The sequence below is a fragment of the Sphingomonas sp. GW821-FHT04B01 genome (assembly GCF_059420425.1).
Genome location: NZ_JBWKTR010000007.1, coordinates 192,961 through 214,921, shown reverse-complemented (window position 1 = coordinate 214,921; position 21,961 = coordinate 192,961). Strand labels below are relative to the sequence as shown.

At 65.7% G+C, this 21,961-nt stretch carries 41 protein-coding genes; 19 read left to right on the top strand and 22 right to left on the bottom strand.

Going from position 1 to position 21,961, the window contains the following annotated elements; translation table 11 throughout:
• The 22 genes from AC07UH_RS16490 to AC07UH_RS16385 all read right to left on the bottom strand — a co-directional run bounded on the left by AC07UH_RS16490 (position 1) and on the right by AC07UH_RS16385 (position 13,048).
• Positions 1-858 carry a head maturation protease, ClpP-related gene (locus tag AC07UH_RS16490; RefSeq protein ID WP_495181120.1) on the bottom strand — a complete coding sequence of 286 codons (858 nt, stop codon included), beginning with the start codon at positions 856-858 and terminating at the stop codon, positions 1-3.
• Positions 859-865: 7 nt separating this feature from the next.
• Positions 866-2,119 carry a phage portal protein gene (locus tag AC07UH_RS16485; RefSeq protein ID WP_495181119.1) on the bottom strand — a complete coding sequence of 418 codons (1,254 nt, stop codon included), beginning with the start codon at positions 2,117-2,119 and terminating at the stop codon, positions 866-868.
• A 10-nt stretch (positions 2,120-2,129) separates the two neighbouring features.
• Positions 2,130-3,644 carry a terminase large subunit gene (locus AC07UH_RS16480; RefSeq protein WP_495189954.1) on the bottom strand — a complete coding sequence of 505 codons (1,515 nt, stop codon included), beginning with the start codon at positions 3,642-3,644 and terminating at the stop codon, positions 2,130-2,132.
• Positions 3,641-4,111, bottom strand: a complete 471-nt coding sequence (locus tag AC07UH_RS16475) for a hypothetical protein (RefSeq protein WP_495181117.1) — start codon at positions 4,109-4,111, stop codon at positions 3,641-3,643. The genes AC07UH_RS16480 and AC07UH_RS16475 overlap by 4 nt, the downstream gene beginning before the upstream one ends.
• Before the next feature lie 131 nt (positions 4,112-4,242).
• On the bottom strand, positions 4,243-4,581 hold the full coding sequence (locus tag AC07UH_RS16470; RefSeq protein ID WP_495181116.1) for an HNH endonuclease signature motif containing protein: 339 nt from the start codon (positions 4,579-4,581) through the stop codon (positions 4,243-4,245).
• 96 nt (positions 4,582-4,677) lie between these two features.
• The gene (locus AC07UH_RS16465; protein ID WP_495181115.1) at positions 4,678-5,169 is read right to left on the bottom strand and encodes a hypothetical protein; all 492 of its coding nucleotides are present in this window, start codon (positions 5,167-5,169) and stop codon (positions 4,678-4,680) included.
• A 120-nt stretch (positions 5,170-5,289) separates the two neighbouring features.
• A complete protein-coding gene (locus AC07UH_RS16460) occupies positions 5,290-5,712 on the bottom strand; it encodes a hypothetical protein (protein ID WP_495181114.1) in 423 nt (140 codons plus the stop codon).
• The gene (locus tag AC07UH_RS16455) at positions 5,712-5,882 is read right to left on the bottom strand and encodes a hypothetical protein (protein WP_495181113.1); all 171 of its coding nucleotides are present in this window, start codon (positions 5,880-5,882) and stop codon (positions 5,712-5,714) included. The genes AC07UH_RS16460 and AC07UH_RS16455 overlap by 1 nt, the downstream gene beginning before the upstream one ends.
• Before the next feature lies 1 nt (position 5,883).
• Positions 5,884-6,501, bottom strand: coding sequence for a hypothetical protein (locus tag AC07UH_RS16450; protein ID WP_495181112.1), 618 nt, complete (start codon positions 6,499-6,501; stop codon positions 5,884-5,886).
• Positions 6,440-7,168, bottom strand: coding sequence for a helix-turn-helix domain-containing protein (locus tag AC07UH_RS16445; protein ID WP_495181111.1), 729 nt, complete (start codon positions 7,166-7,168; stop codon positions 6,440-6,442). Before AC07UH_RS16445 ends, AC07UH_RS16450 begins: the two co-directional genes overlap by 62 nt.
• Before the next feature lie 11 nt (positions 7,169-7,179).
• The gene (locus AC07UH_RS16440; RefSeq protein ID WP_495181110.1) at positions 7,180-8,607 is read right to left on the bottom strand and encodes a DNA cytosine methyltransferase; all 1,428 of its coding nucleotides are present in this window, start codon (positions 8,605-8,607) and stop codon (positions 7,180-7,182) included.
• The gene (locus AC07UH_RS16435; RefSeq protein WP_495181109.1) at positions 8,604-8,798 is read right to left on the bottom strand and encodes a hypothetical protein; all 195 of its coding nucleotides are present in this window, start codon (positions 8,796-8,798) and stop codon (positions 8,604-8,606) included. The genes AC07UH_RS16440 and AC07UH_RS16435 overlap by 4 nt, the downstream gene beginning before the upstream one ends.
• The gene (locus tag AC07UH_RS16430; RefSeq protein WP_495181108.1) at positions 8,798-8,995 is read right to left on the bottom strand and encodes a hypothetical protein; all 198 of its coding nucleotides are present in this window, start codon (positions 8,993-8,995) and stop codon (positions 8,798-8,800) included. Before AC07UH_RS16430 ends, AC07UH_RS16435 begins: the two co-directional genes overlap by 1 nt.
• Before the next feature lie 10 nt (positions 8,996-9,005).
• Positions 9,006-10,130: a DNA polymerase III subunit beta gene (gene dnaN, locus AC07UH_RS16425; RefSeq protein ID WP_495181107.1), complete on the bottom strand. Its 1,125-nt coding sequence runs from the start codon at positions 10,128-10,130 to the stop codon at positions 9,006-9,008.
• Complete coding sequence (locus tag AC07UH_RS16420; RefSeq protein WP_495181106.1) at positions 10,130-10,396, bottom strand: DUF2312 domain-containing protein; 267 nt, start codon at positions 10,394-10,396, stop codon at positions 10,130-10,132. The genes dnaN and AC07UH_RS16420 overlap by 1 nt, the downstream gene beginning before the upstream one ends.
• Positions 10,393-10,632 carry a hypothetical protein gene (locus AC07UH_RS16415; protein ID WP_495181105.1) on the bottom strand — a complete coding sequence of 80 codons (240 nt, stop codon included), beginning with the start codon at positions 10,630-10,632 and terminating at the stop codon, positions 10,393-10,395. The genes AC07UH_RS16420 and AC07UH_RS16415 overlap by 4 nt, the downstream gene beginning before the upstream one ends.
• Positions 10,629-10,832 carry a hypothetical protein gene (locus tag AC07UH_RS16410; RefSeq protein WP_495181104.1) on the bottom strand — a complete coding sequence of 68 codons (204 nt, stop codon included), beginning with the start codon at positions 10,830-10,832 and terminating at the stop codon, positions 10,629-10,631. The genes AC07UH_RS16415 and AC07UH_RS16410 overlap by 4 nt, the downstream gene beginning before the upstream one ends.
• Entirely contained in the window at positions 10,832-11,977 is a 1,146-nt protein-coding gene (locus AC07UH_RS16405; RefSeq protein ID WP_495181103.1) for a DNA-methyltransferase, read from the bottom strand. Before AC07UH_RS16405 ends, AC07UH_RS16410 begins: the two co-directional genes overlap by 1 nt.
• Before the next feature lie 35 nt (positions 11,978-12,012).
• Positions 12,013-12,177 (bottom strand): hypothetical protein, encoded by a 165-nt coding sequence (locus AC07UH_RS16400; protein WP_495181102.1) that lies wholly within the window; start codon positions 12,175-12,177, stop codon positions 12,013-12,015.
• A 42-nt stretch (positions 12,178-12,219) separates the two neighbouring features.
• Positions 12,220-12,696: a hypothetical protein gene (locus AC07UH_RS16395; RefSeq protein WP_495181101.1), complete on the bottom strand. Its 477-nt coding sequence runs from the start codon at positions 12,694-12,696 to the stop codon at positions 12,220-12,222.
• Positions 12,693-12,890 (bottom strand): hypothetical protein, encoded by a 198-nt coding sequence (locus AC07UH_RS16390; RefSeq protein WP_495181100.1) that lies wholly within the window; start codon positions 12,888-12,890, stop codon positions 12,693-12,695. Before AC07UH_RS16390 ends, AC07UH_RS16395 begins: the two co-directional genes overlap by 4 nt.
• Complete coding sequence (locus tag AC07UH_RS16385; RefSeq protein ID WP_495181099.1) at positions 12,887-13,048, bottom strand: hypothetical protein; 162 nt, start codon at positions 13,046-13,048, stop codon at positions 12,887-12,889. Before AC07UH_RS16385 ends, AC07UH_RS16390 begins: the two co-directional genes overlap by 4 nt.
• Before the next feature lie 96 nt (positions 13,049-13,144).
• On the opposite strand from AC07UH_RS16385, the gene AC07UH_RS16380 reads away from it, so the two are divergent.
• The 19 genes from AC07UH_RS16380 (at position 13,145) to AC07UH_RS16290 (ending at position 21,895) form a co-directional block, all read left to right on the top strand.
• Entirely contained in the window at positions 13,145-13,360 is a 216-nt protein-coding gene (locus tag AC07UH_RS16380; protein ID WP_495181098.1) for a hypothetical protein, read from the top strand.
• 372 nt (positions 13,361-13,732) lie between these two features.
• Entirely contained in the window at positions 13,733-14,167 is a 435-nt protein-coding gene (locus tag AC07UH_RS16375) for a hypothetical protein (RefSeq protein WP_495181097.1), read from the top strand.
• 285 nt (positions 14,168-14,452) lie between these two features.
• Complete coding sequence (locus AC07UH_RS16370) at positions 14,453-14,605, top strand: hypothetical protein (protein ID WP_495181096.1); 153 nt, start codon at positions 14,453-14,455, stop codon at positions 14,603-14,605.
• Positions 14,602-14,805 (top strand): hypothetical protein, encoded by a 204-nt coding sequence (locus AC07UH_RS16365; protein WP_495181095.1) that lies wholly within the window; start codon positions 14,602-14,604, stop codon positions 14,803-14,805. The genes AC07UH_RS16370 and AC07UH_RS16365 overlap by 4 nt, the downstream gene beginning before the upstream one ends.
• On the top strand, positions 14,802-15,026 hold the full coding sequence (locus AC07UH_RS16360; RefSeq protein ID WP_495181094.1) for a hypothetical protein: 225 nt from the start codon (positions 14,802-14,804) through the stop codon (positions 15,024-15,026). The genes AC07UH_RS16365 and AC07UH_RS16360 overlap by 4 nt, the downstream gene beginning before the upstream one ends.
• A 26-nt stretch (positions 15,027-15,052) precedes the next feature.
• Complete coding sequence (locus AC07UH_RS16355) at positions 15,053-15,418, top strand: DUF968 domain-containing protein (protein WP_495181093.1); 366 nt, start codon at positions 15,053-15,055, stop codon at positions 15,416-15,418.
• Positions 15,415-15,864 carry a hypothetical protein gene (locus AC07UH_RS16350; RefSeq protein ID WP_495181092.1) on the top strand — a complete coding sequence of 150 codons (450 nt, stop codon included), beginning with the start codon at positions 15,415-15,417 and terminating at the stop codon, positions 15,862-15,864. Before AC07UH_RS16355 ends, AC07UH_RS16350 begins: the two co-directional genes overlap by 4 nt.
• Positions 15,854-16,285 carry a hypothetical protein gene (locus AC07UH_RS16345; protein ID WP_495181091.1) on the top strand — a complete coding sequence of 144 codons (432 nt, stop codon included), beginning with the start codon at positions 15,854-15,856 and terminating at the stop codon, positions 16,283-16,285. Before AC07UH_RS16350 ends, AC07UH_RS16345 begins: the two co-directional genes overlap by 11 nt.
• The gene (locus AC07UH_RS16340) at positions 16,282-16,524 is read left to right on the top strand and encodes a hypothetical protein (RefSeq protein ID WP_495189953.1); all 243 of its coding nucleotides are present in this window, start codon (positions 16,282-16,284) and stop codon (positions 16,522-16,524) included. The genes AC07UH_RS16345 and AC07UH_RS16340 overlap by 4 nt, the downstream gene beginning before the upstream one ends.
• Entirely contained in the window at positions 16,521-16,736 is a 216-nt protein-coding gene (locus AC07UH_RS16335; RefSeq protein ID WP_495181090.1) for a hypothetical protein, read from the top strand. Before AC07UH_RS16340 ends, AC07UH_RS16335 begins: the two co-directional genes overlap by 4 nt.
• Positions 16,736-17,251: a hypothetical protein gene (locus AC07UH_RS16330; protein ID WP_495181089.1), complete on the top strand. Its 516-nt coding sequence runs from the start codon at positions 16,736-16,738 to the stop codon at positions 17,249-17,251. The genes AC07UH_RS16335 and AC07UH_RS16330 overlap by 1 nt, the downstream gene beginning before the upstream one ends.
• Positions 17,248-17,682: a hypothetical protein gene (locus AC07UH_RS16325; protein ID WP_495181088.1), complete on the top strand. Its 435-nt coding sequence runs from the start codon at positions 17,248-17,250 to the stop codon at positions 17,680-17,682. The genes AC07UH_RS16330 and AC07UH_RS16325 overlap by 4 nt, the downstream gene beginning before the upstream one ends.
• Positions 17,679-17,903, top strand: a complete 225-nt coding sequence (locus AC07UH_RS16320; RefSeq protein ID WP_495181087.1) for a hypothetical protein — start codon at positions 17,679-17,681, stop codon at positions 17,901-17,903. Before AC07UH_RS16325 ends, AC07UH_RS16320 begins: the two co-directional genes overlap by 4 nt.
• Positions 17,900-19,198, top strand: a complete 1,299-nt coding sequence (locus tag AC07UH_RS16315) for a hypothetical protein (RefSeq protein WP_495181086.1) — start codon at positions 17,900-17,902, stop codon at positions 19,196-19,198. Before AC07UH_RS16320 ends, AC07UH_RS16315 begins: the two co-directional genes overlap by 4 nt.
• Positions 19,195-19,680, top strand: a complete 486-nt coding sequence (locus tag AC07UH_RS16310) for a DUF1643 domain-containing protein (RefSeq protein WP_495181085.1) — start codon at positions 19,195-19,197, stop codon at positions 19,678-19,680. The genes AC07UH_RS16315 and AC07UH_RS16310 overlap by 4 nt, the downstream gene beginning before the upstream one ends.
• Complete coding sequence (locus AC07UH_RS16305) at positions 19,677-20,042, top strand: hypothetical protein (RefSeq protein ID WP_495181084.1); 366 nt, start codon at positions 19,677-19,679, stop codon at positions 20,040-20,042. Before AC07UH_RS16310 ends, AC07UH_RS16305 begins: the two co-directional genes overlap by 4 nt.
• A complete protein-coding gene (locus AC07UH_RS16300; protein ID WP_495181083.1) occupies positions 20,039-20,425 on the top strand; it encodes a thermonuclease family protein in 387 nt (128 codons plus the stop codon). The genes AC07UH_RS16305 and AC07UH_RS16300 overlap by 4 nt, the downstream gene beginning before the upstream one ends.
• Complete coding sequence (locus AC07UH_RS16295) at positions 20,425-20,661, top strand: hypothetical protein (protein ID WP_495181082.1); 237 nt, start codon at positions 20,425-20,427, stop codon at positions 20,659-20,661. Before AC07UH_RS16300 ends, AC07UH_RS16295 begins: the two co-directional genes overlap by 1 nt.
• Positions 20,651-21,895 carry a site-specific integrase gene (locus tag AC07UH_RS16290; protein WP_495181081.1) on the top strand — a complete coding sequence of 415 codons (1,245 nt, stop codon included), beginning with the start codon at positions 20,651-20,653 and terminating at the stop codon, positions 21,893-21,895. The genes AC07UH_RS16295 and AC07UH_RS16290 overlap by 11 nt, the downstream gene beginning before the upstream one ends.
• Positions 21,896-21,961 lie beyond the last annotated feature (66 nt).

Below are 21,961 nucleotides of genomic sequence, written 5' to 3'. Positions count from 1 at the left end.
TCAGTGGAATGCGGCGAGAAGGCCGACGAGATCGTCGGTTGCGATGCCACCAGCGCCCGGCGTGGTAGCGGGTTCGAGGGCAGCGCCTGGCGTGCCCTTGATCTTGTTGATGCGCGCGCGCGCCTCGGTGCGCGTGTGGCCGCCGGCGACGAGCGTCAGTTCCATCGCGCGCAGCTCGTTGACATGACGGTCGGAGGCTTGCGCCTCTTCGTCGACCGTCACCTGATCAGCCGCAAGCATCGTGTCAGCGAAGCCGCGCTCGATCGCCATGCTGCCCGACATGAACGTCTCCGCGTCCATCCACTTCTGGATGTCGGCGACATCGCTGCCCGTGCGTTGCGCGTACAAGTCGGCCATGGCCTGGTCGAACGGCTCGAGGAAGGTCGCCGTTTCGGCCATGTCGTGCCGGTTGCCGATGGCGACCACCCAGCAATTATGCACCATGATGAACGATGCCGCGCCGATCTCGATCGTATTGCCGGCCATGGCGATGATGGAGGCGGCGCTCGCTGCCATGCCCATCACCTTGACGGTGATGTCCTGCGGGTGCTCGCGCAGCACGTTATAGATGGCGATGCCCTCGAACATGTCGCCACCAGGTGAGTTGATCTGCAACTCGACGGGGCGGTCGCCGATCGCGCGCAACTGAGCGGCGACGTTTTTCGCGGTGATGGGTTTATCGGACCAATAGTCCTCCCCGATCGCGCCGAACATGGTGATGACGTTGTCGCCGGCCGCGACGGCTCGGACACCGGCGCCATCGTCGTTCCAGCGATCAAGGACGTTCGGCTTCGCGAGGGCGGAAACGTCGCGCGAGCCCGGCATGGGCAGCGCGGCCGGGCGCTGTTTGGCGAACACACGAAGGTTAGGGCTGCGACGCATTGTCCACCTCGGGGGTCATCCAGGCCGGGGAGTCGCCCCAAGGCTGGTGGTTCATGTCCATCATCTCGCGGGCCTCGTTGGGAACGCCCCAGCCGGCAGCGCCCGGTCCGCCGATCATCTTCGCCAAGATCTCCGCCTGATCCTTCAGCGAGCCGCGAAGCAGAGCGCCGGCATTGAATTTTACGTCGTGCGTGGCCTGCTCAGCTTCGGTTAGCAGCGACCGCTCGATCGCCTCTTCCCATGCCGTGAACCAAGGCTGGAGGCAGTAGGTCACCAGAAAGATGCCGAGCACCTCGATGCCGGTACCCCAGCTGGTCTCGTCGAACATAAGCAGGGGGCGGGGCACGCCAGTAAAGCGGGACACCTCTTCCGCCTGATGCTGACGCTGTTCGAGTCCCTGCGCCTGCTGCCCGTTCATGCCGAACGGGGAGGGCTCCATACCCTCTTCGGCGACCAGCCACTTTCCGGCATTTTCTGCGCCGGCATAGCGATCCTCGAACTGCTGCCGCAGGTTGAGGATTGCCTCGCGCGAAAGCTGCTTTGGATGCTTCAACACGCCGCCGACGTAAGCGCCGTTGCGCAGCAGCCGGGCGGCCGCCTCGTCAGCCGTTTCAGCGAGGCCAAGAGCTTCCGCCGCCACGTTGAGGAGGGCATCGCCGGTGATGCCATCCGACGAGAATGGCGCCGTCAGATGCAAGACGTCATCTTGGGTGAGCGTCACCTGCTTGCCGTCTGGCTTCGTCCAGCAATATTCGCGGCGCCAGTCCGAATCGAGCTTCACCGCGACCCGCCGCGGGTCAAGGGGCACAAGGGAGATGACCCGCGCACCTGACCGAACCTTGAAGGCGTAGGCGTTGCCATGCAGCAGGGCGCGACCCTGCATATACGCCTTGAACTGAAGCGGCGTTTGCCAGTCGTTCGGCCGGGTGCGCAGCAGGCGCTGCACCGGGTGGCCATCCGCCTTTTCCGCCCCCGCGTCCGTTTTCTTCAGCAGGTTGACTGGCAGCATGCCAATCGCACCGCTGATCAGGTTCACAGCACGGAAGAAGGTTGAGTTGCTCAGCGCCGACTTCTCGGTGACCGTCTTGCCGGACGCCGTCATACGCCCGCCACGCAGATAGTCCGCGGTTCGAGGGTCGCTGAGGTCCCAAGAATAAGGCGTCGCCCCCAGCGCAGCGATGCGCGGCAGGTGCATGTCATCAGGCTCGCGCGTGATCGTGAGGCCGAACAGCTTCATCCGACCTCCTTCAGAACGACAGCAAGCCGCGGTCTTCGTAGACGGAGGGTCCCTCCGCCGCTTGAGCAGCAGCGACGCCCATCGCCATGACCAGCGCCACCATCCCGTCGATCCTGCCGGTCGACTTCGCCTTGTTCAGCTTCCGATCGCCTGCGGCGTTCTTCTCAACGACCGCGTTAGCGGCACACATCGTCATCACCGGGTTGCCGCCGTGGGCGACCTGACCGTTGAGGAACGCGATCTCGGTCGTGTCCATCGCCGGCGCCATGCTGACGTGCCCTTGGCCGAACGGCTCGAAGGGCAGGGTGATGCCCAACTTGCTCATCTGCGCCTCAAGCGTCTTGAACCGATACCGGTCGAACCCGATGCGGCCGACGTTCATGCCGTCGGTGACCTCGCCGATCTTCGTCGCGACGAACTCGTAATCGACCGCGACGCCGGGCGTCGTTTCGATCAGCCCTTCCTTGACCCAGCGCTCGTACGGCACGCGATCGCGCTTTGCGTGATCGGCGACCGTCTGCCCAGGCTTCCAGAACCACGCCTTGACGTGCCACTTTCCCTGCCAGAACGCGATAAGCACGAAGGCGCAGAGGTCGGTCGTTTCCGCGAGGTCGAGCCCGCCGAACACCTCTCCCTGTCGGAACGCCTCCTCATCGACATCGCCGTTGCAAGCAAGCCAGACGCCGGGGGCGATGAAGGGCGAGAACCGATTGACCCGCTGGTTGAGATACAGGTTGCGGAAGCCATTCTCCGCCGACGGCATGCGGCTGGCCTTCTCCGCCGCGGCGAGCAGTTCGACCTCCGAACGGAATGTCCCGAGCGCTGGATTGGCGGCGCGATGCGCTTCCGGGTTTAGCACGTTGCAGTCGGCCGGCGCTTCATAGACGTGGCAGACGATCTTCGGATCGTTCGACCGCCGCGCGTCGTCAATCTTCACCGACAGCATGTCGGCGTCGGTCGGCGCCTGGGTAGAGATGATCAGCCGCAGCGCGTCGTCATATGCGCCGCTGGCCGTCTCGATCGCCTCGACGAAGTCGTCGTGATCGCCACGGACCTGGCCGAGCTCGTCGAGGATCGCCAGTACCGGCGACAGACCGTGCGAGGTCGAACCCTCCGCGGCCAGCGCTTTGTATTCGACGTTCCGCGCCAGCCCGATCAGGCGCTTGCCCGACGGGACGATACGGATGAGCTTCGACAGATCCGGCGACATTGCGACCATCTTGGCCGCGAGATTGAAGACGAGCGCCGCTTGCTCGCGAGAGCGCGCGCCGCTGACGATCTGGCTATTGAGCCGCGCCTCCGGACCCGCGATGTGCGCGAGGAGGATGGCGGCGATCAGGCCGGACTTGCCATTCTTGCGCGCGATGGAGAGGATGCCCTCCGTCGTGCCTGCGGGGTTGTCGTAGACCTCCAGAATGAATCGCTGCTGGAACGCCTCCAGCCGCAACGGCTTGCCGACCAGCTTGCCCTCGGGAACCAAGCAGTAGCGATGAATGAACGCGATGACGCGCTCGCCGCGTGTCACGCGCTGCCGACAGGCCTCGCCAGGAGGCTGTCCTCATCGCCCGACATCGGGTTGTGCCCGCCCTCGATCTCCTCGGCGTGCGCCCGGCGCCGCTCGACGTCCCGCTGCTCGCCGTTCTTCGCCCGGTTGTCGAGGCCCAGCGCGCGGCGTAGCGTGACGATACGGCGCGCCAGCTTGTCGCTGATCTCCACCGTTTCGAGCAGAGCCTTGCGATTGATGTTGCCGCCGCCGACCACCGAGTAGCCGGCGACCCGCTCCGCATCTGCCATTGCGCGCGCCAAGTTGGCGGCGACGACGAGATCGCTGTCGGTCCATTCGGACTTCGGCTTCTCGGCAATGACGACATCCCAGAACGGGAGATCGCCCTTACGGATCTTGATGTGCGCCGGCGGCGAGAGGTCGCGCGCGGCCGCGGCCATCGTCGCCACCGCTCCCGCCGCGCTGTCGATGCGCTGGCGACGGGCCATGGAGCATTTCCTGTATTAGCAATAAAAATGCGGGGGGCGCCGGTGTCCCTTGGGTCGGCTCTGGACTTTTGGCCCACCCCCGGGTGCTGATCGGCCCGCGCCGGACCTTCTCGGGTCCGTTTCTGACCGGGCTAGGCCGATCCGGACCGATCCCGCTGCGGCTGCGAGGTAGTCGCAACTGCCCACGGGTGGGCGGGGTCGGTCGGCATGCCGTGGGCATCGCAAGCCGCGAGGCCGGCACGCCGCTGCTGCCCGAACTGCTCGGCGGTCACCGCTTTGTGGCACCGGTCGCAGAGGCAGCGGATGTTCGTGTCGATGTCGAGCCCGCCTTGTGCGAGCGGGATGATGTGGTCGGGCACGGTTGACGGCTCGATGATGCCGCGATCGATGCAATACCGGCAGATGGGTTCGGAGGCGAGGCGACGCTTACGCTGCTCAACCCCGGCGCGGCCTCGAAGGCGCTTCGTCACATGACCGCCTCCGAGCCTGAAAACGACGAGAGCCGCGGACCCTTGCGGGCGCGGCTCTACCACTTAGTGATTGGCTACTCCGAAAGAGAGCATGCGTCAAGCGGCATCAGCACCCGGCGCGTGCAACCATTCGGCGAGGGGCTGAACCGAGGCGGCAATGCGCGCCACGAAGCGCGCGCGCTGCTGGCCGTAGCTGAATGCTGGCACGTCATCGTGCAGGACCACGGCCTCCACCAGCTGCACCATCTGCACGGGCAGGCGATCACGCGCCTCACGATACTGACGACGCGCCGCGGCCATCGCCTCCGACTGTGCGATGCCATAGCTCTGATCGCCGAGCCCACCGCAGCCGCGACCGTAGTCTGCCACCACGCGCGGTGCGGCGAACGCCTGGGCGTGGATCCGCTGATACCAGCCGCAGGCGTACCACTGCGCATAGGTCAGCATGCCGCGCCGGTAGAGCCGGTCGATCCAGCTATCCCGAAAGCGCCGCACGCGCGCGATCGTCTGCTCACTGCTATCGATCTCGGCCGGGTTGATGAACTCGCTGTGATCGCTCTTGGCCAGCCGCTCGGGCGTGGCGTCCACGATCCGCGCCGCCTTCGACCTGCTGACGGCAAGCCGCGCCTTCCTGCTCCTGCCCTTTGCCCGTGCCATCTTCCTGAACCCCGCTCGCCTTATAGATTTCGAATGTTGGTTGCTCGGCGGCTATGCGCCGGTGCGCCTGCTGTCGGCGAAGCGTTCGACCTGCTGCGCAAATTCCTGTGCGCGCTTCTTCAATACAGCGGCCGCCTCGGCATCGGTGATCGCCTGCCGCCGCTTCCGCAGCCGGACGACCGCGCGCTCGACTTGATAGATATCCGCTGGCCGGAGGGGGAGCCTAGCGCCCTCCACCTCAATCGCCTGCACTTGGCTGTTATAACGGAGGCTGATCAGCACGCCGGTATGGTGCCGGATCGTGGTGGGGCCGACCAACCACCCGGAATCAACGCCGAGCAGGTCTCGTACAAGCGACACGATAGGCTGGGGCCTGACAAGCCGCTTGCGCCCCTCGGAAAAGAGGAAGCCAAGGGCACCGACCCAGAAAGGGGAAAAGCATATCCCCAAAATCCAGAAGCCAACCTTATCCATTATACCGAGCCTCCCTTTGCGCGCACCGCGGCGACCGCCGGTGGCACCCACTGCGCCATGATGCCGCCCTTGCAGTTCCAGCAGGGCAGGGTCGGCGGTGCATCGCCGGTCCGCTCGTCGCGCGCGCCGCAGTCGCAGGCGTAAAAGGTGCGGCCATCGTGCCACGCCACGTCATGCCGCCTCTGCCTGTGATCGCATGGCCTCGCCCTTGCGCTGCTCCTCCGCCGGATCGATCCCGAACAGACGCTTGTAATCCTCCGGCGACGGCGCCTTGCTCGGGCGCGACGGGTCGGCGGTCGGAGCAACCGGAGTTGGGCGATGCGGACTGCCGGCGGTCGCCTTAGCGTATCGACCGACGCCGTATTGGCGACAGATGCTGTCGAGCTCGTCCTTGGTGGCGCGCTCGCCGCCAGGCGCGGGCAGGGCGGCGGGGCGATTGTCCGCGCCCTGCCAAATCGCCGCCTCCGCCGCGCCAACGTTGCGACGCGCGCGCAGGCTGTCGCCGATCTCACGCATGATCGCCGGGACGATCTTCGACGGATGATCGGCGTGCAGCAGCGCATACTGGGCACCGCGGCGCAGCAGGTCCGCCGGCACGTCGATCAACGCCAACTGCGCAGCCTCGAACCAGATATCCCGATCGTCCTCGTTCATGCCGACCGGGGCGACCAGCTGGAGGCACGGCGTCAGGATCGTGACGAACTCGACGGGGTCGGCAGGCTCAAGCTCAGGCGAGACCGCGCCGCGCGAGGAACCGGTCTGCAGCTGCGACCGTGGTCCCTCGACCATTGCCCGCCGAACCGCCCCGGTCGTTTCCTGCCACACGCTGCCCTGATCGTTGCCCATGTCGGTTGTCCTGCTCGATTACCCAATTTGCCCATGCTCGCTGCCAGTCCCGCTTTCGCCCGACGCGGTCGTCGGCGTTGGCTGCCCAGTTGCGGAAGCTCTCCAGCGCGGCCCGGGCCCATTCCTTGCCGCGGCGGTCGACGATCTCCCGAGCGACGGTGTCGTCGCCGAAGCGCTCCTGCTTCCAGTCGTCGGGCAAGCGATGCGGTCTCACCGCCGGCTCGGCTCGCGGCGCGCGTCTCGGAGGAGGCGAAGCCTCCGGAGAGGTGATGGTTCTTGATGGTTTGTCCGAAGCGGCTTCGGGGGTCTGCGTCGTTCCCTTCGGGGGTGAAGCCATTTCGCCCCGCAGAGGCTTCGGGGGTGAAGCGGCTTCGGGGGTGGGATGGATAATGTAACGGCAGCCCTTCCCAGGCACCTCGCTGCGGCTCATGTGACCCGACGAGACCAGCGACTTGATCGCGGCCTGCACCGTGCGGTCGCTCTTGCTGCACTTGGCGGCAAGCGTTGCCATCGACGGCCAGCACAGGCCTTCGTCGTTCGCGCAGTCAGCCAGCGCCAGCAGGACGATCTTCTCGCTATCGGGGAGGTTCACGGTCCAGACGGCCGTCATAATCCGGACACTCACGCTGCGCGCGCCTCCGCGCCAGCCTGCGCCGCCATGACGTCGGCGACCCCGTGCGCGATCCAGCGCATGCAGTTGACGGCCTGGCTGTTGCCGAGCGCCTTGTAGCGCGGCCCGTCTGCCGCCGGCTTGCCCCGGTAGGTGATCGCGGTGAAACCGTCCGGCACGCCCATGAGGCGCTCGCACTCGGTCGGGGTCAGGCGGCGCACTGCCCACTGATCCGCGACGAAGGCGTGCGACGAGCCGCCGCCGACCGCTCGAAGAGATGGGGCGAGGCCATCCGGGGCAACCTCCGCCTGCGGCTCGCCATCGCGACCGCGAACGCTGAAAGCTACAGCGTGAGGCTGCCCGGTGGTAAGTCCGAATGCCGCCCCTTCGCTGACACCCATGCCGGGGTCGCGGAGGCGGACGTTGCCGGAGGCGTCGGCGGACGGTGTAACAGCGTTGCCGCTGCGCCCTATTGCGTCGGCGTGGAGACACACTGGCAGCGCCACCAGGTTGACATCGTCTTCCTGCCGCCGGCCCGCATAGCCGCCCTTACCTTTACTTTCAGCTCCCCGGGTGAGTGTTGCCGCGACGGATTGGGCGACAAAGGTTTCACTTTCAAAATCCAGCCTGCCGTGCGGTCCACCATGCGCGTTCCTGGCCGTGGCTACGTCGATAGGTCCCCGAGTGTCGTTGCCGCCGAATGCCACCGCTACGACAGGGTCTTGGCCGCGCGTTTCGCCGGTGCGGCCAACTCCGCGCCCACTGCTGACAAGGCTCGGTGCAACAGCGCCGGCAATGCCTTGCCCCGCTTCGCGGCGCGGCGCAGGATGCCCGCGCAGGCTTTCGCGCTCAAAAAGTACCGCTGCGGGACCGGCGCTGTCTCCAAGATGTGCGGCAACGAACAGACGTCGCCGCCGCTGGGGCACGGCCCCCTCGAACCCGTCCACTCGGATATATTGAGCGTCCAGCACTCGGTAGGCCCACCCATACCCGAGTTGCCCCAGGAGCCGGAGGAAGGTTCCCATCGTTCGTCCTCCGTCGTGCGACAGGAAGCCGGGGACATTCTCCCATACCAGCCAGGGCGCGCGAACGCGTCGAGCCAGCGCCAAGAATTCAAGGGTGAGGTTGCCGCGCGGGTCGTCCAGTCCGAGGCGCTTTCCGGCGACGCTGAACGCTTGGCAGGGGGTACCTCCGGCAAGGAGGTCAACAGGTCCAACATGGTGAGCCTCGATCTGGGTGAAGTCGCCGAAAAGCGGCGTGCTGTTCGCGCCGGCGCGGTGGCGGTGATCCCATTCGACCGCCGCCGCACCGTGGCGCTGTTCAAGGATGGCGCGCGGGAACGCCTCGATTTCGGAATAGCCAACGCACTGAAAGCCGAGGCCCGTCGACGCGAGCGTGAAGGCGCTGTAGCCCGAGCAGACGTCGAGATAGCGGATCATTGCGAGTTCACCTGCTCGGCGATGAGGGTGCGCAACTGCTCGACCTTGGGTCGGGCATGCTCAAAGCGCTTCGATTCCGATGCCGCCGGCCGTCGCCCTTTCGAGCGGGCGGCGAGGCTGGCGTCGATCTCACGGGCAAGCCGCTGCCGACACAGGGCAGCGTGCCAGTGTGCGGGCAGCGGCCAGCGCATCAGGCGGCTTCCGCCATCTGCGGGAGCGCGGGGCGCCCGTTGATCCGGCAGGCGTCAGCACGGCCTCGTGCGATCATCTCGCTCGAGCAGCGCTCTTCGTCGCGACCCATCATGTCGAGGGCAGACGCCGCGCCCTTGAGGTCGCCGATTGCGATCGCCTTGGCGAGGTCGCGGGTATGCTGTGGGAAGTCGGGCATGCTCAGTCCTTCAGCTACGGGTTGAGCCGACAACCAGCGCGAGCTCCGGGGCGGAGGGGCTGGAGATGACGGCGGCAGTGCTGGGGTTCGTCATGCCGATCGTGACGTCGTCGACATCCAGGGCGCCCAGCGCGTCCCGGAGAAACTTCAGGTTGAAGTTGATCGTCAGCGCCTCGCCGGTGTGGGCGGCGGTAAGCTGCAGCTGCTCCTCGGCGTCGCCGTGATCGGCGGACTGGCCGGCGATTGTCATCCACTCTCCGTCGACGGTGATGCGGATCACCCGCGTCTTGCCGTCCGTGGCAATCGCCATGCGAGAAAGGGCGGCGACGAGATCGTCGCGATCAACGGTCGCGGAGACGGGCGCCGCCGCGGGGATGATCTGGTCGTATTGCGGGTACGTACCCTCGACGACCTTTGAAACGAGGGTGAATTCCCCCGCCGTGAAGGTGATCTTGTCATCGCCGAACGCCATGCCGAGCAACCCTTCATGGCTCTCGGCGGCTTGGCGGACGAGATCGACTGCCGATTTCGCAATGATGCTGTCGGGCATTTCAGCCGCGCCCTCAGGCAGGGCGGCGATATGGCGGGCCAAGCGGTCGCCGTCACAGCAGACGAGCCGAAGTCGGCCTTCACGAACGTGGGCGAAATAGCCGTTGAGATAGTAGCGAACCGGGTGGTCGCCGATCGCGTGGCGGACCTTGCTAGCCGCGTCCAACAGCGACGAGGCCGGTATCTCGAACGATGCGGCAACTTGGCGCTGCTGCAAAACCGGGAAGGAATCTGGCAGCATGGTCGAGAAGCGCAGACGTGAGCGCCCAGACCTGACGACGGCGGCGCCGGGGCTGACCTCGATCGCGCACTGGCTGCCGCCGTCGAAGGTGTTGACCACGTCGGCAAGACGGTGAGCATCGATAGCGAACCGCACCGGGCCGGATGCAGACACCAGCTGGACGCGGCGTTGCGCCATCACGTCCATGTCGGTGGCGCTCAGGGTGGCAACGCCGTCGGCGCCGACCTCCACCAGCACGCAGCCGAGTACCGGAATCGACGAACGGCGCATGACCGCGCCGCGCAAATCCCGCAGCGCGCGAGAAAGCTGGCGCGTCTCGAATGCAATGCTGGCGGAGGACGTCATCAGATCATCCCCAGCGCTTGCATGTAGACTTCGAGGATCGACTGCTCCTCCTGGTACTCCTCTTTCTTCTTGCGGCGGATCTTCAGGATTTCGCGGATGGCCGTGCCGTCGTAGCCCCGGCCCTTCGCCTCGGCGAAGACGTCCTTGATGTCGTCGGCGATGCCCTTCTTCTCTTCTTCGAGACGCTCGACGCGCTCGACGAGGAGGCGGAGTTCGTCCGCGGCAACTTGGCCGCCGCCCATGCCGTCCTGTCGTTCCTCGGTCATCGTGATGCTCCTTCGGTGGTGGTGAGGGTGTTGGCCGGGCGAACGTGCGCCGCCGGCATGCCGATGGCCTCGGCGAGACCGCGGGCGACTGGCAGAGTGAGGAGGTGTTCGCCGGCGCGCAGCTGCGATCGCAGCAGGGCCTCGCAGCTGGACCGCGCCGCGCTGTCGCGCATCGTGTCGCCGAACTGCGGATCGAGCGCGGCGCCCAGCTGCGCGCGGAAGGTGTGGCGGCTCACTTCCGCTTCTCCCACTTCGACCGGCAGGGCGTGCAGCGCAGGATGCCGCCGCAGCCGCGCACCATGACCTCCTCGTCAAGGCAGGCCTCGCAGTTGCCCAGCACCGGGTCAGGCTGCTGCGCCGCCGCGCGCGCCGCGGCGATCGTCCGCTCGCTCAGCGTATCGGTGAGCGTCTGCGCTTCGTCGATTATGTCAGCCATTACGCGGCCTCCGTCGTGAACAGGTCGGGTTGTGTGGCGGGGCGCGCGGCCTCTTCGGCAACCGCAGCCTCCGCGGTGGCGATGCGCGCGCGGGCGATCGGCAGGTAATCCGCCGTCAATTCGCACCCGACGAAGTTGCGACCTTCGAGCACGGCGGCCTTCCCGGTCGAGCCCGAACCGGTGAAAGGGTCGAGCACGGTGCCGCCGATCGGCGTCACCAAGCGGACCAGCCAGCGCATCAGAGCCGTCGGCTTCACCGTCGGATGCGTGTTGCGATATTGAGTGTCGCGACCTTCGCTCAGACTGCTGGCCGCGCCGCTCTCGCCGTTGCCGGTCTGGAACTGGACGAACGCCTGCGGCTCGAACTGATCGAGTCCCTCGTCGCGGTCGGCCTTCGACGCCTTGGCGCAATAGAAGAAGCGGGCAGCGCTGCCGGCGTCGCCGCGCGGCTCGAACTGTTCGCGCGGGCCGAAATCGCCGTAGACGTTGATCGACGGCTTTGCCCCATGCTGTGGCCCGACGGCGCGCAGCTGGCCAGGAGCCGAGGGGAAAGCATCGACCACGTCATCACTGCCATCGTGAACGATGTTGGCAGGCCACCGCCCGGCCTTCATCTCGCCATGATAAAGCGCACCGCCCTCTTCCGGCCGCCAATTGCCGCCGGTCTTCTCAAGGGTGGCGCCTGGCTTCAACCGCTTGACGGTGTAAGCGCCGCCCTGCGCATCATCGCCGTGCACCCGGCACGCGTCGATGTTAAGCGCGCCGGTGCCGAACGCTGCCTCATTGCGGGCAACGCTGCCGATCAGCGGCTTGCGGGCGAGGACGATCGGCTCATGCGCCGGCTTCAGGCAGGTCCCCTTGCCGTCGCGATTGCCGCCCTTCGGAAAGCCGCTGCCGTAGATCCACATGATCTGATCGCGGATTTCGAACCCGGCATCCTCGATCGCGCAGGCCATGCGGTGATAGGTGCGCGAGCCGCCGAAGCAGACCAGCCATCCGCCGGGCTTGAGCACCTGCCACGCCGCGCGCCACGTCGCGACGTCATAGGCGACGCCGGTGCTGTCCCAGCTGCGACCCATGAAGCCGAGCTCGTACGGCGCATCCGTTACGATGCTGTCGATCGAGCAGCCTTCCATGTCAGCCATGAGGGTGCGGCAGTCGCCTGCGAGGACGACTGCGGTCACGACGCGTTGAACTTCGCGATGAGGCCGTTCCACTCCGCCGAGATCGGAAGAGCGCGCGGCAACGGCACCGGCAGAAGCCGGAACTGAGCCTGAGGCGCCGGACGCAAGTTTCCCATCGCGCCGACGCGGTTTCCCGCGGGCGCGCTGCCCGTGTTCGTCATTGATGGTCTCCTGGGCGGGGTTGGCCGCCGGTTACGTTGTCCTCAGGTCTTCGGCGCGGTGCCGTCGATGATTGCTCGAAGATGTGCTTTCAGCCCCATGAGGCTGTTCGATAAGCTCACCATCTGCGGGAGCAGGTGGCGGGCCTCGTCGATGTCGATCTGCCCGTCGGACAGTGCCTGGATCAGGTCGCTGGCAGTGCGCGCATGCTCAGCCGCACAGGCGAGCGCGTTCACCGGCGCACCGCAGGCGTCCATCTGGGTCAGGCGGAAGTTCGTGTCGGCGAAGATCCGGTTCGCGACCGCCGGACCGTCGGCCTGGGTGATGCGGCGAAGTTCGTGCACTAGCATTTGGTTCGCGACGTCCTCGTCGTCGAGCCGGTTGCGGACACTGCCCTCGCTGCAGTCCATCGCGTCGCCGAGGTCGGCGTTCGACCACTTGTTGCGGCGCTTCGCCTCGGCCAGCGCATCCGCCGCCGCCTGCTTCGAAGAGCTTTTCGTGATCAGCACGCGCTTCGTCATGACCTTGCGCCCTCGCCGTGGCCATACGATCCGCCATGAACACCGAGACCCTGCACCTCGCGCCCAAGTTCATCCGCATCGCGATCGCGCGTGAGCTCCTCGCGCGCGCCGCGGCCGAACAAAGCCAGGAAGATCACCGCGGCGACCAGCGCGACCAGCGACCAGCAGGCCAGAACGATTGCCAGCGTCTTCATGCCGACCGTCCCCATGTGTTGATGCCGAGCGATGCGGCCATGAGATATGCGACGCCCAGCGCGAAACCGGCAATGAAGCCGAGGCCGAGCCGGTCGAGCAGCAGCGCGAGCGCCGCGCCGATCGCCATGACGATGATGAAAGTGATGGCGCTGCGCATCTATACCGCCAACCGGCTTCCAGGGCCGCGCCTTGACAGCGCAGCCCCTTCCGCCATCGTCGTGCTGCAACACACCGACGAAAGGATAGGCCAGCCATGGATATCGCTGGAGACGTACGCATCCCCGTTCGCCACGACTGCGGCCACAAGTTCGAGGTATCGCTGGTCGGGAAGGACCCGCACACCATGCAATACCGATGCCCCGGTTGCGGCGCCCTCGATGGATTCGACGCGAAGCAGGCCGACAGTATCGTCGCCCAATACAACGCCACGAAGCTCGCCATTCAACAGGCACTCGAAGGTCGCCGGTGACTGCTCGATTGCCGCCGCAAGGGAGGCGATCGAAGCGTTCGCGCCTTCCGTACAGACAATAAGGCTGAGCGGACCGATCATTGAGCTGGCCATTATGCTGCCACCCCGCTTGCTTGTTGCTCAAAGCTTGCGTGATAGGCGGCTTCAAGAGCCGCGATTCGCCAAGACGGAGCTCGGTTATGCTGCTTCCAGTGCTGCACGGTGGTGGGAGCCAAGCCCAAGACAACGCCAGTTCGGCGCACCCCACCCAAGCCCTCAATCATCTCTGAAACGGTAGCCATGAATCGGCTATACGACTATCGTACAATAAGCGCAAGTGGCAGTGCGACCTTATTTATGCCGCCTGTCCCGCGAGGGTGCTACCTAGGCCGAATGGAGAGCGCTGACCGTATTCTGTCCGAGCTTAAAGCACGCGGCATCACGCATGCTGCTATCGCTGACGTGCTCGGCGTGGCCACTCCGAATGCCACCAAACTTTACAATCCTGCTGGAAAGACGGGCAAGCCACGGCGCCTTACCTATGACGAGGGGGTCCAACTGGTGGAGGCGTTCAACCTAGCGCCGCGTCAGGCAGATGAGGCGATTCCTCCGCTGAGCTTACCAGTCGCAAGGCTGGTCGTTCGATACGTCGCGGCCAGGCTGAACGCGGATGCTGACCGCATTCCCGAGCAGGTAGAAGAGCTTGCGCTAGATATTCAAGCGTTCTCCGAGTTCGCATCAAGGCCTCATCTTCGCGTGAGTGAGAGCCATGTTGAGGGCTTCTTCGAAGGTTTACGTCGTCAAGGCGCTCAATCAAAGCGCGGGTGAAATCGGCATCCTGCTGCGCATCATCAGCGGGCCTTATCGCGCGACCCATTGTAGCTCCTCTCGTGCAATTTCGCATGTAAGTTCTGGTTTCGTTCTTCAGTCGAATTTTCCAACATCGCAAGAGCAATCTACATCAAGATAGGAACGCTTGCGGCCTTGAGGTGGACGCAGGCGAACTGAGCAATGTGAAAACTTTGTCACAGTTGTACGAATATCGTTTGACCTGCTAATACGAAGGTCGTACATAGCTCCCCATAGCCGGACGCACCGGCATGGAGGCTCCCCGTGGCACAAGCCGCATCTCTCATCACGGAATTAGATGGCGCGACTGAGCGCTTCCTGATCGATATGGCGGGCGGTCTGCGCCGCAACTCCGGCACGCCGGTGCGCGGCCGCCGCGAGTTCGGCCGTGCAATGCGCCAGCAGGTGCGCGCATGATCGCCGACGCGCAGCAAGCCATCCGGTCGCTGGCCGGCGTGTCCGGCAGCTGTTCGATCTCGATGCAGCATGTCGCCGGGCGCGAGCTCTGGACCGTCCATGCCCACGCACACGGCGCGTCGATGCAGGGGCAGGGCGCGGACCTCACCGCGGCCCTTTCAAGCCTCAGCACCGTCACCAAGCGGGCGCGCGCGGCATGAACGTCGAAGGCGTCATTCCATTCTGGCTCGTCTGGTGCGAGCAGCGTGATCCGCCCCGGTATCGCCACCTGACGCGTGAGGCGGCTGAGGCCGAAGCATCGCGCCTTGCCAAGATCTATCCGGGAAGATCCTTCTTCGTCTTGGCGCCGGTCGCCCGCGTGACGTTCGAGGCCCTGCGTGTCGAGCGGTTTGTCACCGCCGATGACGATGTGCCGTTCTGATGCGTGCCGCCTCTCTTCCGCGGTCGATGTTCCAGACCCGCAAGCCGCCCCGCGCCGGCCGCCCCGCATGGAAGTGCGCGGACGAGTTCAAGCGTTGGCTTCGCAAGCTGCCGTGCGCGAAGTGCGGCCAAGCGCCGGGCGAGGAGCGCAACCGGATCGTATCGGCCCACGTCGACCACGCAGGCGGCAAGGGCATTGGCACGAAGGTCTCCGACAAGCACTGTATCCCGCTCTGCAACCACTGCCACACGACGCAGCACGCGATCGGGTGGCGGACGTTCGAGCTCGGCCTGCCGACGAAGGACGCCACGGTGCTCGCTGCGGCATACTGGCAGCAGTGGCCGGGCGCCCGTGAATGGGAAGCCCAGTTCGCCGCGGAGGCGTCGCGATGACCGTCGGCACGATTAACGACCCCGACCTGATCCAGGCGATCGACGACCTGCGCTATACGGTCCGTCGCCTCGAGCAGATGGACCAGCAGCTGCTCGATCTCGACGAGAACGAGGGATACGGCCGCATCGTCAAAATGCGAGTGGAGCGGGCCGACCTGCGCGACACCATCCGGACGCGCGCCGAGAAGCTTGCCGTGCCGCCCCGCGCGCTGGCGCTCCTCGTCTCCACGGCAAACGGACTGCGCACGCCGCGCAAGGATCAGCTGCCGACCTTGGCTGTGGTCCTGAGCCATATCGATATCGCCCGGTCCGCTGCCGAGCGCGAGCATGCCGAGGCCGAGGCCGAGGCGAAGATCGCCCGCGTCGTCGCGCGCGGCGCCGGGCTGCGCGCCAAGGCAGGGGCCGACGCGATCGCATATTTGGAGGCAAGCCGCGATGCTCGCTGATCCGAACAAGCCGGCGATCGCTCGACAGCCGCTGACCGCCTTCTGGATTCCCAGCAAGCCGCGCGACCCGTGGTTCGGCACGATCCGCGGCGCGGTGAAGAACAAGTTCGGCTGGGAGGGCGGCGCCCGGTTCACCGAGGAGCAGGAGGCGACGATGATCCGCCTCAACATCGATATCCCGACCGCCAAGTCGATGATGGTGAAGCGCCAGGCGAACCAAAGCGAGATCTGGACCGGGCTCGGCACGCTGCCTGAGGTGTTCGAATTCGAATGCCCGCTGGTGCCGGTCAAGGCCCGCGTCGACGGCCGGGTCCGCATCATCAGCCCGGCCGGCCAGCTGCAATGGGTGATGCCCGACGGCTGGGCTCATCGACCTTTCCGCCAAACCGAATTCGACCCCTATCTGCGAGATCGCCGATGACCTTGATGGATCATGCCGCCCACGCCCTCGGCGTGCTGTCCCCCTGCGTCTTCGCCGGGGCAGGGGGCTTCTCCCTTTACGCCATGGTCGCGACGATCGCGCCGGCGCTGCCACGCATGCGCGCCGCGCTACGCGGTCCCGTTTTCCCAGCTGCTTCGGCGACGCCCCACGTCGCACGCAACCCCCAGCGCCGCGGTGTCGAAGCCGCCGCCGCGCCAGCCCTTAAGGTGCGCGCATGATCGCCGCGTTCATCGCTCGCGCGCTGCGCGACCCGGACTATCCGACCAACTTCGCCGATGCGCCGCCGGCGTGCCCGTATGATCGACCTTTCGAGCATGCCGCCGACTGCGGTTGCGACCGGTGCGAGCGGCACGCGTCGCGGGCGGCGCTCCGCGTCGCGGTCCGCGCGCTGCTGATCGTCTCGATCGCTCTGTTCGGGATCTCGCTGTGATGACCGCCGCAAGCAACGAGGTGGCGGTGAGCGTCGAGCGCCTGACCGAAGTGATGCGCCTTGTCGAATACGACATGATGCACCGCCATTGCGACGGAGACGGCTTTGTCGGCGAGCGCAAAGAGGTGGCGACGATCATCACCGCCCTTCGCCACCGCATCGCCCACTCCGACCCCCGCCCGGTTGCGGAAGGTCTGCGGAAGGCTTTGCGTGCTTCGCTGGCGAAGCGTTCTGTGCCGACGATGGACCCGGTGTGGAGCGCTGCTTTCAACGCGGCTCTCGACATGGTTGAGCGCGACACTCGCGCCGCCCTCGCCACCCATAGCCCCGCACCGATGGCGGGGGAGGTGGAGCGGTTGCACGATGCGCTGGTCGATCTGGTATCGTGGTTTCCGGAAAACGGGCCATCTGTCTACGGACCTTGGATCATCAAGGCTGGTCCGAATGGCGCAGACGATGCCATCTACGCTGCCCGTGCCGCCGCCCACCCTTCGACGCAGGAGGGTTCTAAGTGAGCCGTGCGGGATATCACGAGGGCGAAGGCACTCAAGAGGACAACTGGGCGCACATCAGGTGGCGCGGCGTCGTCGCCAGCTCGATCAGAGGCAAGCGCGGACAGGCGTTCCTGCGCGATTTGGCTGACGCTCTTGATGCCCTGCCGGAAAAGCGCCTGATTACGGGCGACCTGGAGCGTGACGGCAATGTCTGTGCCATTGGCAGCCTTGGCGTCCGACGCGGCGTCAACCTTGGCAGCTTAGATCCAGATGATCCCGGCCCGATCGCAAACGCTTTCGGTGTCGCCGAGCCATTGGTCCGCGAGATCGAATATCTCAACGACGAAGAGGGATGGAACTGGAAAGAGCAGCGCCGCGAGACGCCGGAAGAGCGCTGGCAGCGCATGCGCGCCTGGGTTGCCGCGTCGATCAAAAAGGACCCCACAGCATGACCTCTTCCCCCACTCCCGCTGTGCTGCCCGATGCGCGGGCGGTGCCGTTCGCGTGCTACAGCAAGGCTGGCATATTCCACGCGGAACAGAGCGGCTGCGATAGCTGGCATATCTATAGCATCAATTTTCACGGCGACAAAGTTTTCGCCGATTGGACCGACAACCGTGAGGATGCTGTGCGCCTCGCTCGCATGCACGCTGATATGGAGTTACCGTCATGAAGGTCCGTTACAAAGCTGCTCTTTGCTGCATTGAAGGCGGCGGGCTTATCAGCGGTTGTAGTTGCTCCAATCCCATCCACGAATACGTCTATCGCGAGACGGACCATTTACTTCCCGGTGACGAAGTTGTGCCAGCCACCCCGACCACGAGCATTCCCGATGACGTTCGCGAAGATATCATATGTGTTCGCGAGGCAGTGACAGACGAACAGTGGGAACGCCTTTGGGTGTCGCTGCATGGCCTCAAATGCAACCCCGTGATGGATGAGATCACGCTGGTCATGCAAGAGATCGTTGCGATCCTTTGCGCTCCCAAGATCGCCACCCCGCCCGCGAGCGATGCCGCGGTTCCGGCGGGGGAAACGCGGGAGGGGTGCATCGGAACAATGAACCCCGCTCGGGCGACGTATTTCCTCGAACGGTTCAAGCGCGAGGAAAAGTGGCTCGGGCCGCATGAGCAATGGGCGCTCGACTATACGATCGCCATGCTCGCCGCAGCCCCCAAGGACGCGAGCGACACCGATCTAGCAGTCGAAAACGCGGCATATCTATCGGACGCGCGCTGGTGGCTCGAAATTGCGCAGGGCAAGGGACACGGCTCGATTACGGAGGCGCTTGAAGCCGCTCCCCATGCAAGCAAGGTCGCGAGCGATGCCGCTAATGCATGCTGCAATGAAGATGGCACAACCGACTTTCATCGCAGCCACGCGCAACCCGACGAGCAGTGGATGAACGATCCTGCGTCTCTGGAAGGGGGCGAGCCCAAGGTCGCGAGCGACACCGGGGCGGGGTTGGGGGAGGCGGCACAGTTCCTTTCCGATCGGCTCGATGAGCTGGAATGGATGGATGACGACCTCGAAGCCACGCTGAGGGATTTCATGGGTCATGTCGATCCGGCACATGCCCGCCTGAAATTGGCCCTAGCCGCCAATGCGACGGGCGGCGGGGAGGTGCAGATGCTGCGGCAGGCTCTTGCAGTCGCCAAGCGCGCCATCTTGAAAGCCGCCACTGACACGCTCTGGTGCGATGACAGCCCGGCAGAGACTGTCGTGGATCGGATTGACGCGCTGATTGCAGAGGCGGACGGACAGAAGCGCCTACCTCTAGCCACCACCCCCGGCGGGGACTTGCTGGAACAGGCGGCGAGGTATCGCGCGGCATTGAAGCGGATCGCCAAGGGCAAATTGAAGCAGATGCCAGACGGTTCGACCGAGTTGATCGCCGACCCGGATATAGACCCGATGGAGATCGCCGAAGCCGCCCTCAAGCCCGCTGGCGACGGGGGTGAGGCATGAGCGCTATCATCAGCGATTGCGGTCAGTATCGATATCGCCTGACCCGCGATTGCGCCGGCATGGGTGCCACCGCCGTCATTATGGTCAACCCGTCCACAGCCGATGCGGAGCAGGACGACGCGACGATCCGCAAGCTCCGTGGCTTTGGCGACCGCAACCAGTGGGGCAGGATCATCGTCGGCAATCTGTTCGCCTATCGGGCGACGGACGTCCGCCAGCTTGGCCAAGCGGTAGACCCGATCGGCCCGGAGAACGACGATCATCTGTTGCGCATAGCCGCCGAGGTGGATCGCGCGGTCTTCGCGTGGGGGCCGGTGACAAAGCAGCCACGCGTCTTGCGCAAGCGCTGGCAGAGGGTGGCCGACATTTTCGGTCACTTGCGCCCAATGGCGATTGGCGCACCAGCAAAGTGTGGCCACCCCCGTCATCCACTAATGCTCGCCTACGCCGAACCAATCATCGCGTGGAGTGCGCCCGCATGACAATGACCACCGCCGTTGCAGCGATCTGCGCTGACCGGCTGGCGCAAATTACGCAGCTTCGTCAGCGTTTGACGGAGGCCTCCGCGCAACCGTGGGTGTACCGCCCGACCTTGTACGACGACTGGGGATGGATACGGGGTGTTGAGCGCGACGACCGGGGCATCGGCCCGTTCCGCCCCATCGTAGCTACCGCCAAGGATAGCATGGTCGGTGAGGTCGGCATGGCTGAACATCGTCGTGCCGGGACCGACCCGTACGGACCGAATGCCCTGCTGATCGTGGAGGCCGTCAACGCGCTTCCGTGGCTGCTCGACCTTGCTAGCGCCGCCCTCCAGCAGAACGACAAAGGGGAGGCATCTTGACGCCGCTCCCGCCGTTCACCTGCGAGGTCGTGCAAGTTCATGACGGGGACGGGCCGCTCTGGTGCCGATCGGGTCAGAAGATCCGTATCGCTGGCATCCAGGCGCCAGACTTCGAGAGCGCCGCGCCATGCCGCCGTCCGGCCGCACGCCGCGCCGCCTATACCTGCGACGATCGCGCCGCGGCGCGGGCTCAGCGGATAGTGTCGAGCCTGACGCTCGGCAAGCGCCTCACCTGCCAGCCGCAGGGCAAGAGCTACAGCCGCATCGTCGCGCGCTGCACGCTGCCGGACGGGCGCAGCCTGTCGTGTGCCGCAATTGCGGCCGGTGCTGCTGTGCGGTGGGACCGGTACTGGCGCCAATATCGAATGGGGGAGTGCCGCTGATGGGCTTGGCGCTGGAGAAGCTGCCGGACTGGCCGGCTGGGATGAATCGCGACTTGGCGCTGGCCTATACCGGCGTGGGCGAGGCCCAGCTGCGCGCCTGGGAGAAAGCGGGCGCGGTCAACTTCCGCCCCCGTGGGCCGCGCGGGGCGATGCTGGCCCTCAGGAGCGATCTCGACGTGGCCCTCGCCGCGCTCTTCACGTCCATCATCGAAGAGGATCTCGACTTTGGCGAATGAGCGCCTCCCTTCGTACGTGCAGGTGCATAAGCGCGCGAGCGGCGAGCGAGCCTATTTCTGGGTTCGGCCCAAGTGGGCAGCGCCGCCCGCAATGCGGCACGGCAGGACGTGCCCGGTCATTTCATCGCCGCTTGGCACTGACGTCGCCGCCGCGATCAACCGTGCCAAGGCGCTCAACGAGGCGTTCACGCAGTGGCGAGAAGGCGAGACGGCCAAGCTCACGCCGGGATCGGTCGCCTGGCTGTTCGACTGGTATCGCCGTCTCGATAAATTCGGCGACCTGCGGCACAACACGCGCACCGGCTACCGGCTGGCGATGGACATGGTCGCAGCGATTGAGATGCGCGCGGGCACCGTTGGGCAGCGCCGCGCCGCGGCGTTCGACGCGACAGCCGCCGACGCCCTCTACAAAAAGGCGAAGGCGAAGCACGGCGAGCGGCAGGGCTCCTACATGATGCAGGTGTGCCGGCTCGTCTGGAATCAGGGTGTTCGCCACACGAAGGCAACCGGCCTGAAGCTCAACCCCTTCTCGGGCATGGGCATCAAGTCGAGCAGCGGCAGCGGGCGCGGCAATCGGGCCGCCACGCGCGCCGAATATGACGCATACCGCGAGGCGGCGCGCCAGATGGGCAAGCAGAGCATGGCGACAGCCGCTGCGCTGTGCTTCGAAGCCTGCCAGCGAGTCTACGACGCCTTCGGATTCGTTGATCCGGATGGTCGGGTCAGCCGCGGCGTGCGCTGGGACGGATACCAAGCGGGCCGCAGCCTGGCGCTGGTGCAGTCGAAGACGGGCAACCACGTCGACATCCCGTTGGTCGATGGTGAGGGCGATGACCGGCTCGAGCTATACCCCGAGCTTGAGGCCGAGCTCGGCCGGATGAACCGGGCGGAGGACGGCGGGCTGATCGTGCGCGATGAGCGGACCGGCAAGCCGTACACGCCGAGCTATCAGGTCCAGCTGCACCGCCGCATTCGCGATGCCGCCGGGCTGCCGAAGGATCTGAAGTTCACGAGCTTTCGGCATGGCGGGATCACGGAGATCGGGGACAGCGGCACCGACGACGTTCGGGCGGTCAGCGGTCACAGCACGCTGGAGGTCACCCGGATCTACAACAAGGCGAACCAGGAGAAGGCTCGCCGCATAGCCAAACTGCGCGTCGAGCACATTGCCCAGATTATCGCGGGTTCGCCGCTCGACAATGAAGACGATTCGCGGCTGGATGATGCGGCTTAGAACAGACCGGGAATGTCATAACGCGTGTAATAATACGTGTCATAATGCCTCAACCCTGAGGGAGGC

Bases quoted from the DNA above. Each gene is read 5' to 3' on its own strand.
- AC07UH_RS16485 (WP_495181119.1), bottom strand. From the start codon at position 2,119: ATGAAGCTGTTCGGCCTCACGATCACGCGCGAGCCTGATGACATGCAC.
- AC07UH_RS16475 (WP_495181117.1), bottom strand. From the start codon at position 4,111: ATGGCCCGTCGCCAGCGCATCGACAGCGCGGCGGGAGCGGTGGCGACG.
- AC07UH_RS16460 (WP_495181114.1), bottom strand. From the start codon at position 5,712: ATGGATAAGGTTGGCTTCTGGATTTTGGGGATATGCTTTTCCCCTTTC.
- AC07UH_RS16450 (WP_495181112.1), bottom strand. From the start codon at position 6,501: ATGGTCGAGGGACCACGGTCGCAGCTGCAGACCGGTTCCTCGCGCGGC.
- AC07UH_RS16445 (WP_495181111.1), bottom strand. From the start codon at position 7,168: ATGACGGCCGTCTGGACCGTGAACCTCCCCGATAGCGAGAAGATCGTC.
- AC07UH_RS16440 (WP_495181110.1), bottom strand. From the start codon at position 8,607: ATGATCCGCTATCTCGACGTCTGCTCGGGCTACAGCGCCTTCACGCTC.
- AC07UH_RS16435 (WP_495181109.1), bottom strand. From the start codon at position 8,798: ATGCGCTGGCCGCTGCCCGCACACTGGCACGCTGCCCTGTGTCGGCAG.
- AC07UH_RS16430 (WP_495181108.1), bottom strand. From the start codon at position 8,995: ATGCCCGACTTCCCACAGCATACCCGCGACCTCGCCAAGGCGATCGCA.
- dnaN (WP_495181107.1), bottom strand. From the start codon at position 10,130: ATGACGTCCTCCGCCAGCATTGCATTCGAGACGCGCCAGCTTTCTCGC.
- AC07UH_RS16420 (WP_495181106.1), bottom strand. From the start codon at position 10,396: ATGACCGAGGAACGACAGGACGGCATGGGCGGCGGCCAAGTTGCCGCG.
- AC07UH_RS16410 (WP_495181104.1), bottom strand. From the start codon at position 10,832: ATGGCTGACATAATCGACGAAGCGCAGACGCTCACCGATACGCTGAGC.
- AC07UH_RS16405 (WP_495181103.1), bottom strand. From the start codon at position 11,977: ATGGCTGACATGGAAGGCTGCTCGATCGACAGCATCGTAACGGATGCG.
- AC07UH_RS16400 (WP_495181102.1), bottom strand. From the start codon at position 12,177: ATGACGAACACGGGCAGCGCGCCCGCGGGAAACCGCGTCGGCGCGATG.
- AC07UH_RS16395 (WP_495181101.1), bottom strand. From the start codon at position 12,696: ATGACGAAGCGCGTGCTGATCACGAAAAGCTCTTCGAAGCAGGCGGCG.
- AC07UH_RS16390 (WP_495181100.1), bottom strand. From the start codon at position 12,890: ATGAAGACGCTGGCAATCGTTCTGGCCTGCTGGTCGCTGGTCGCGCTG.
- AC07UH_RS16385 (WP_495181099.1), bottom strand. From the start codon at position 13,048: ATGCGCAGCGCCATCACTTTCATCATCGTCATGGCGATCGGCGCGGCG.
- AC07UH_RS16380 (WP_495181098.1), top strand. From the start codon at position 13,145: ATGGATATCGCTGGAGACGTACGCATCCCCGTTCGCCACGACTGCGGC.
- AC07UH_RS16375 (WP_495181097.1), top strand. From the start codon at position 13,733: ATGGAGAGCGCTGACCGTATTCTGTCCGAGCTTAAAGCACGCGGCATC.
- AC07UH_RS16365 (WP_495181095.1), top strand. From the start codon at position 14,602: ATGATCGCCGACGCGCAGCAAGCCATCCGGTCGCTGGCCGGCGTGTCC.
- AC07UH_RS16360 (WP_495181094.1), top strand. From the start codon at position 14,802: ATGAACGTCGAAGGCGTCATTCCATTCTGGCTCGTCTGGTGCGAGCAG.
- AC07UH_RS16355 (WP_495181093.1), top strand. From the start codon at position 15,053: ATGTTCCAGACCCGCAAGCCGCCCCGCGCCGGCCGCCCCGCATGGAAG.
- AC07UH_RS16350 (WP_495181092.1), top strand. From the start codon at position 15,415: ATGACCGTCGGCACGATTAACGACCCCGACCTGATCCAGGCGATCGAC.
- AC07UH_RS16345 (WP_495181091.1), top strand. From the start codon at position 15,854: ATGCTCGCTGATCCGAACAAGCCGGCGATCGCTCGACAGCCGCTGACC.
- AC07UH_RS16340 (WP_495189953.1), top strand. From the start codon at position 16,282: ATGACCTTGATGGATCATGCCGCCCACGCCCTCGGCGTGCTGTCCCCC.
- AC07UH_RS16335 (WP_495181090.1), top strand. From the start codon at position 16,521: ATGATCGCCGCGTTCATCGCTCGCGCGCTGCGCGACCCGGACTATCCG.
- AC07UH_RS16330 (WP_495181089.1), top strand. From the start codon at position 16,736: ATGACCGCCGCAAGCAACGAGGTGGCGGTGAGCGTCGAGCGCCTGACC.
- AC07UH_RS16320 (WP_495181087.1), top strand. From the start codon at position 17,679: ATGACCTCTTCCCCCACTCCCGCTGTGCTGCCCGATGCGCGGGCGGTG.
- AC07UH_RS16315 (WP_495181086.1), top strand. From the start codon at position 17,900: ATGAAGGTCCGTTACAAAGCTGCTCTTTGCTGCATTGAAGGCGGCGGG.
- AC07UH_RS16310 (WP_495181085.1), top strand. From the start codon at position 19,195: ATGAGCGCTATCATCAGCGATTGCGGTCAGTATCGATATCGCCTGACC.
- AC07UH_RS16305 (WP_495181084.1), top strand. From the start codon at position 19,677: ATGACAATGACCACCGCCGTTGCAGCGATCTGCGCTGACCGGCTGGCG.
- AC07UH_RS16295 (WP_495181082.1), top strand. From the start codon at position 20,425: ATGGGCTTGGCGCTGGAGAAGCTGCCGGACTGGCCGGCTGGGATGAAT.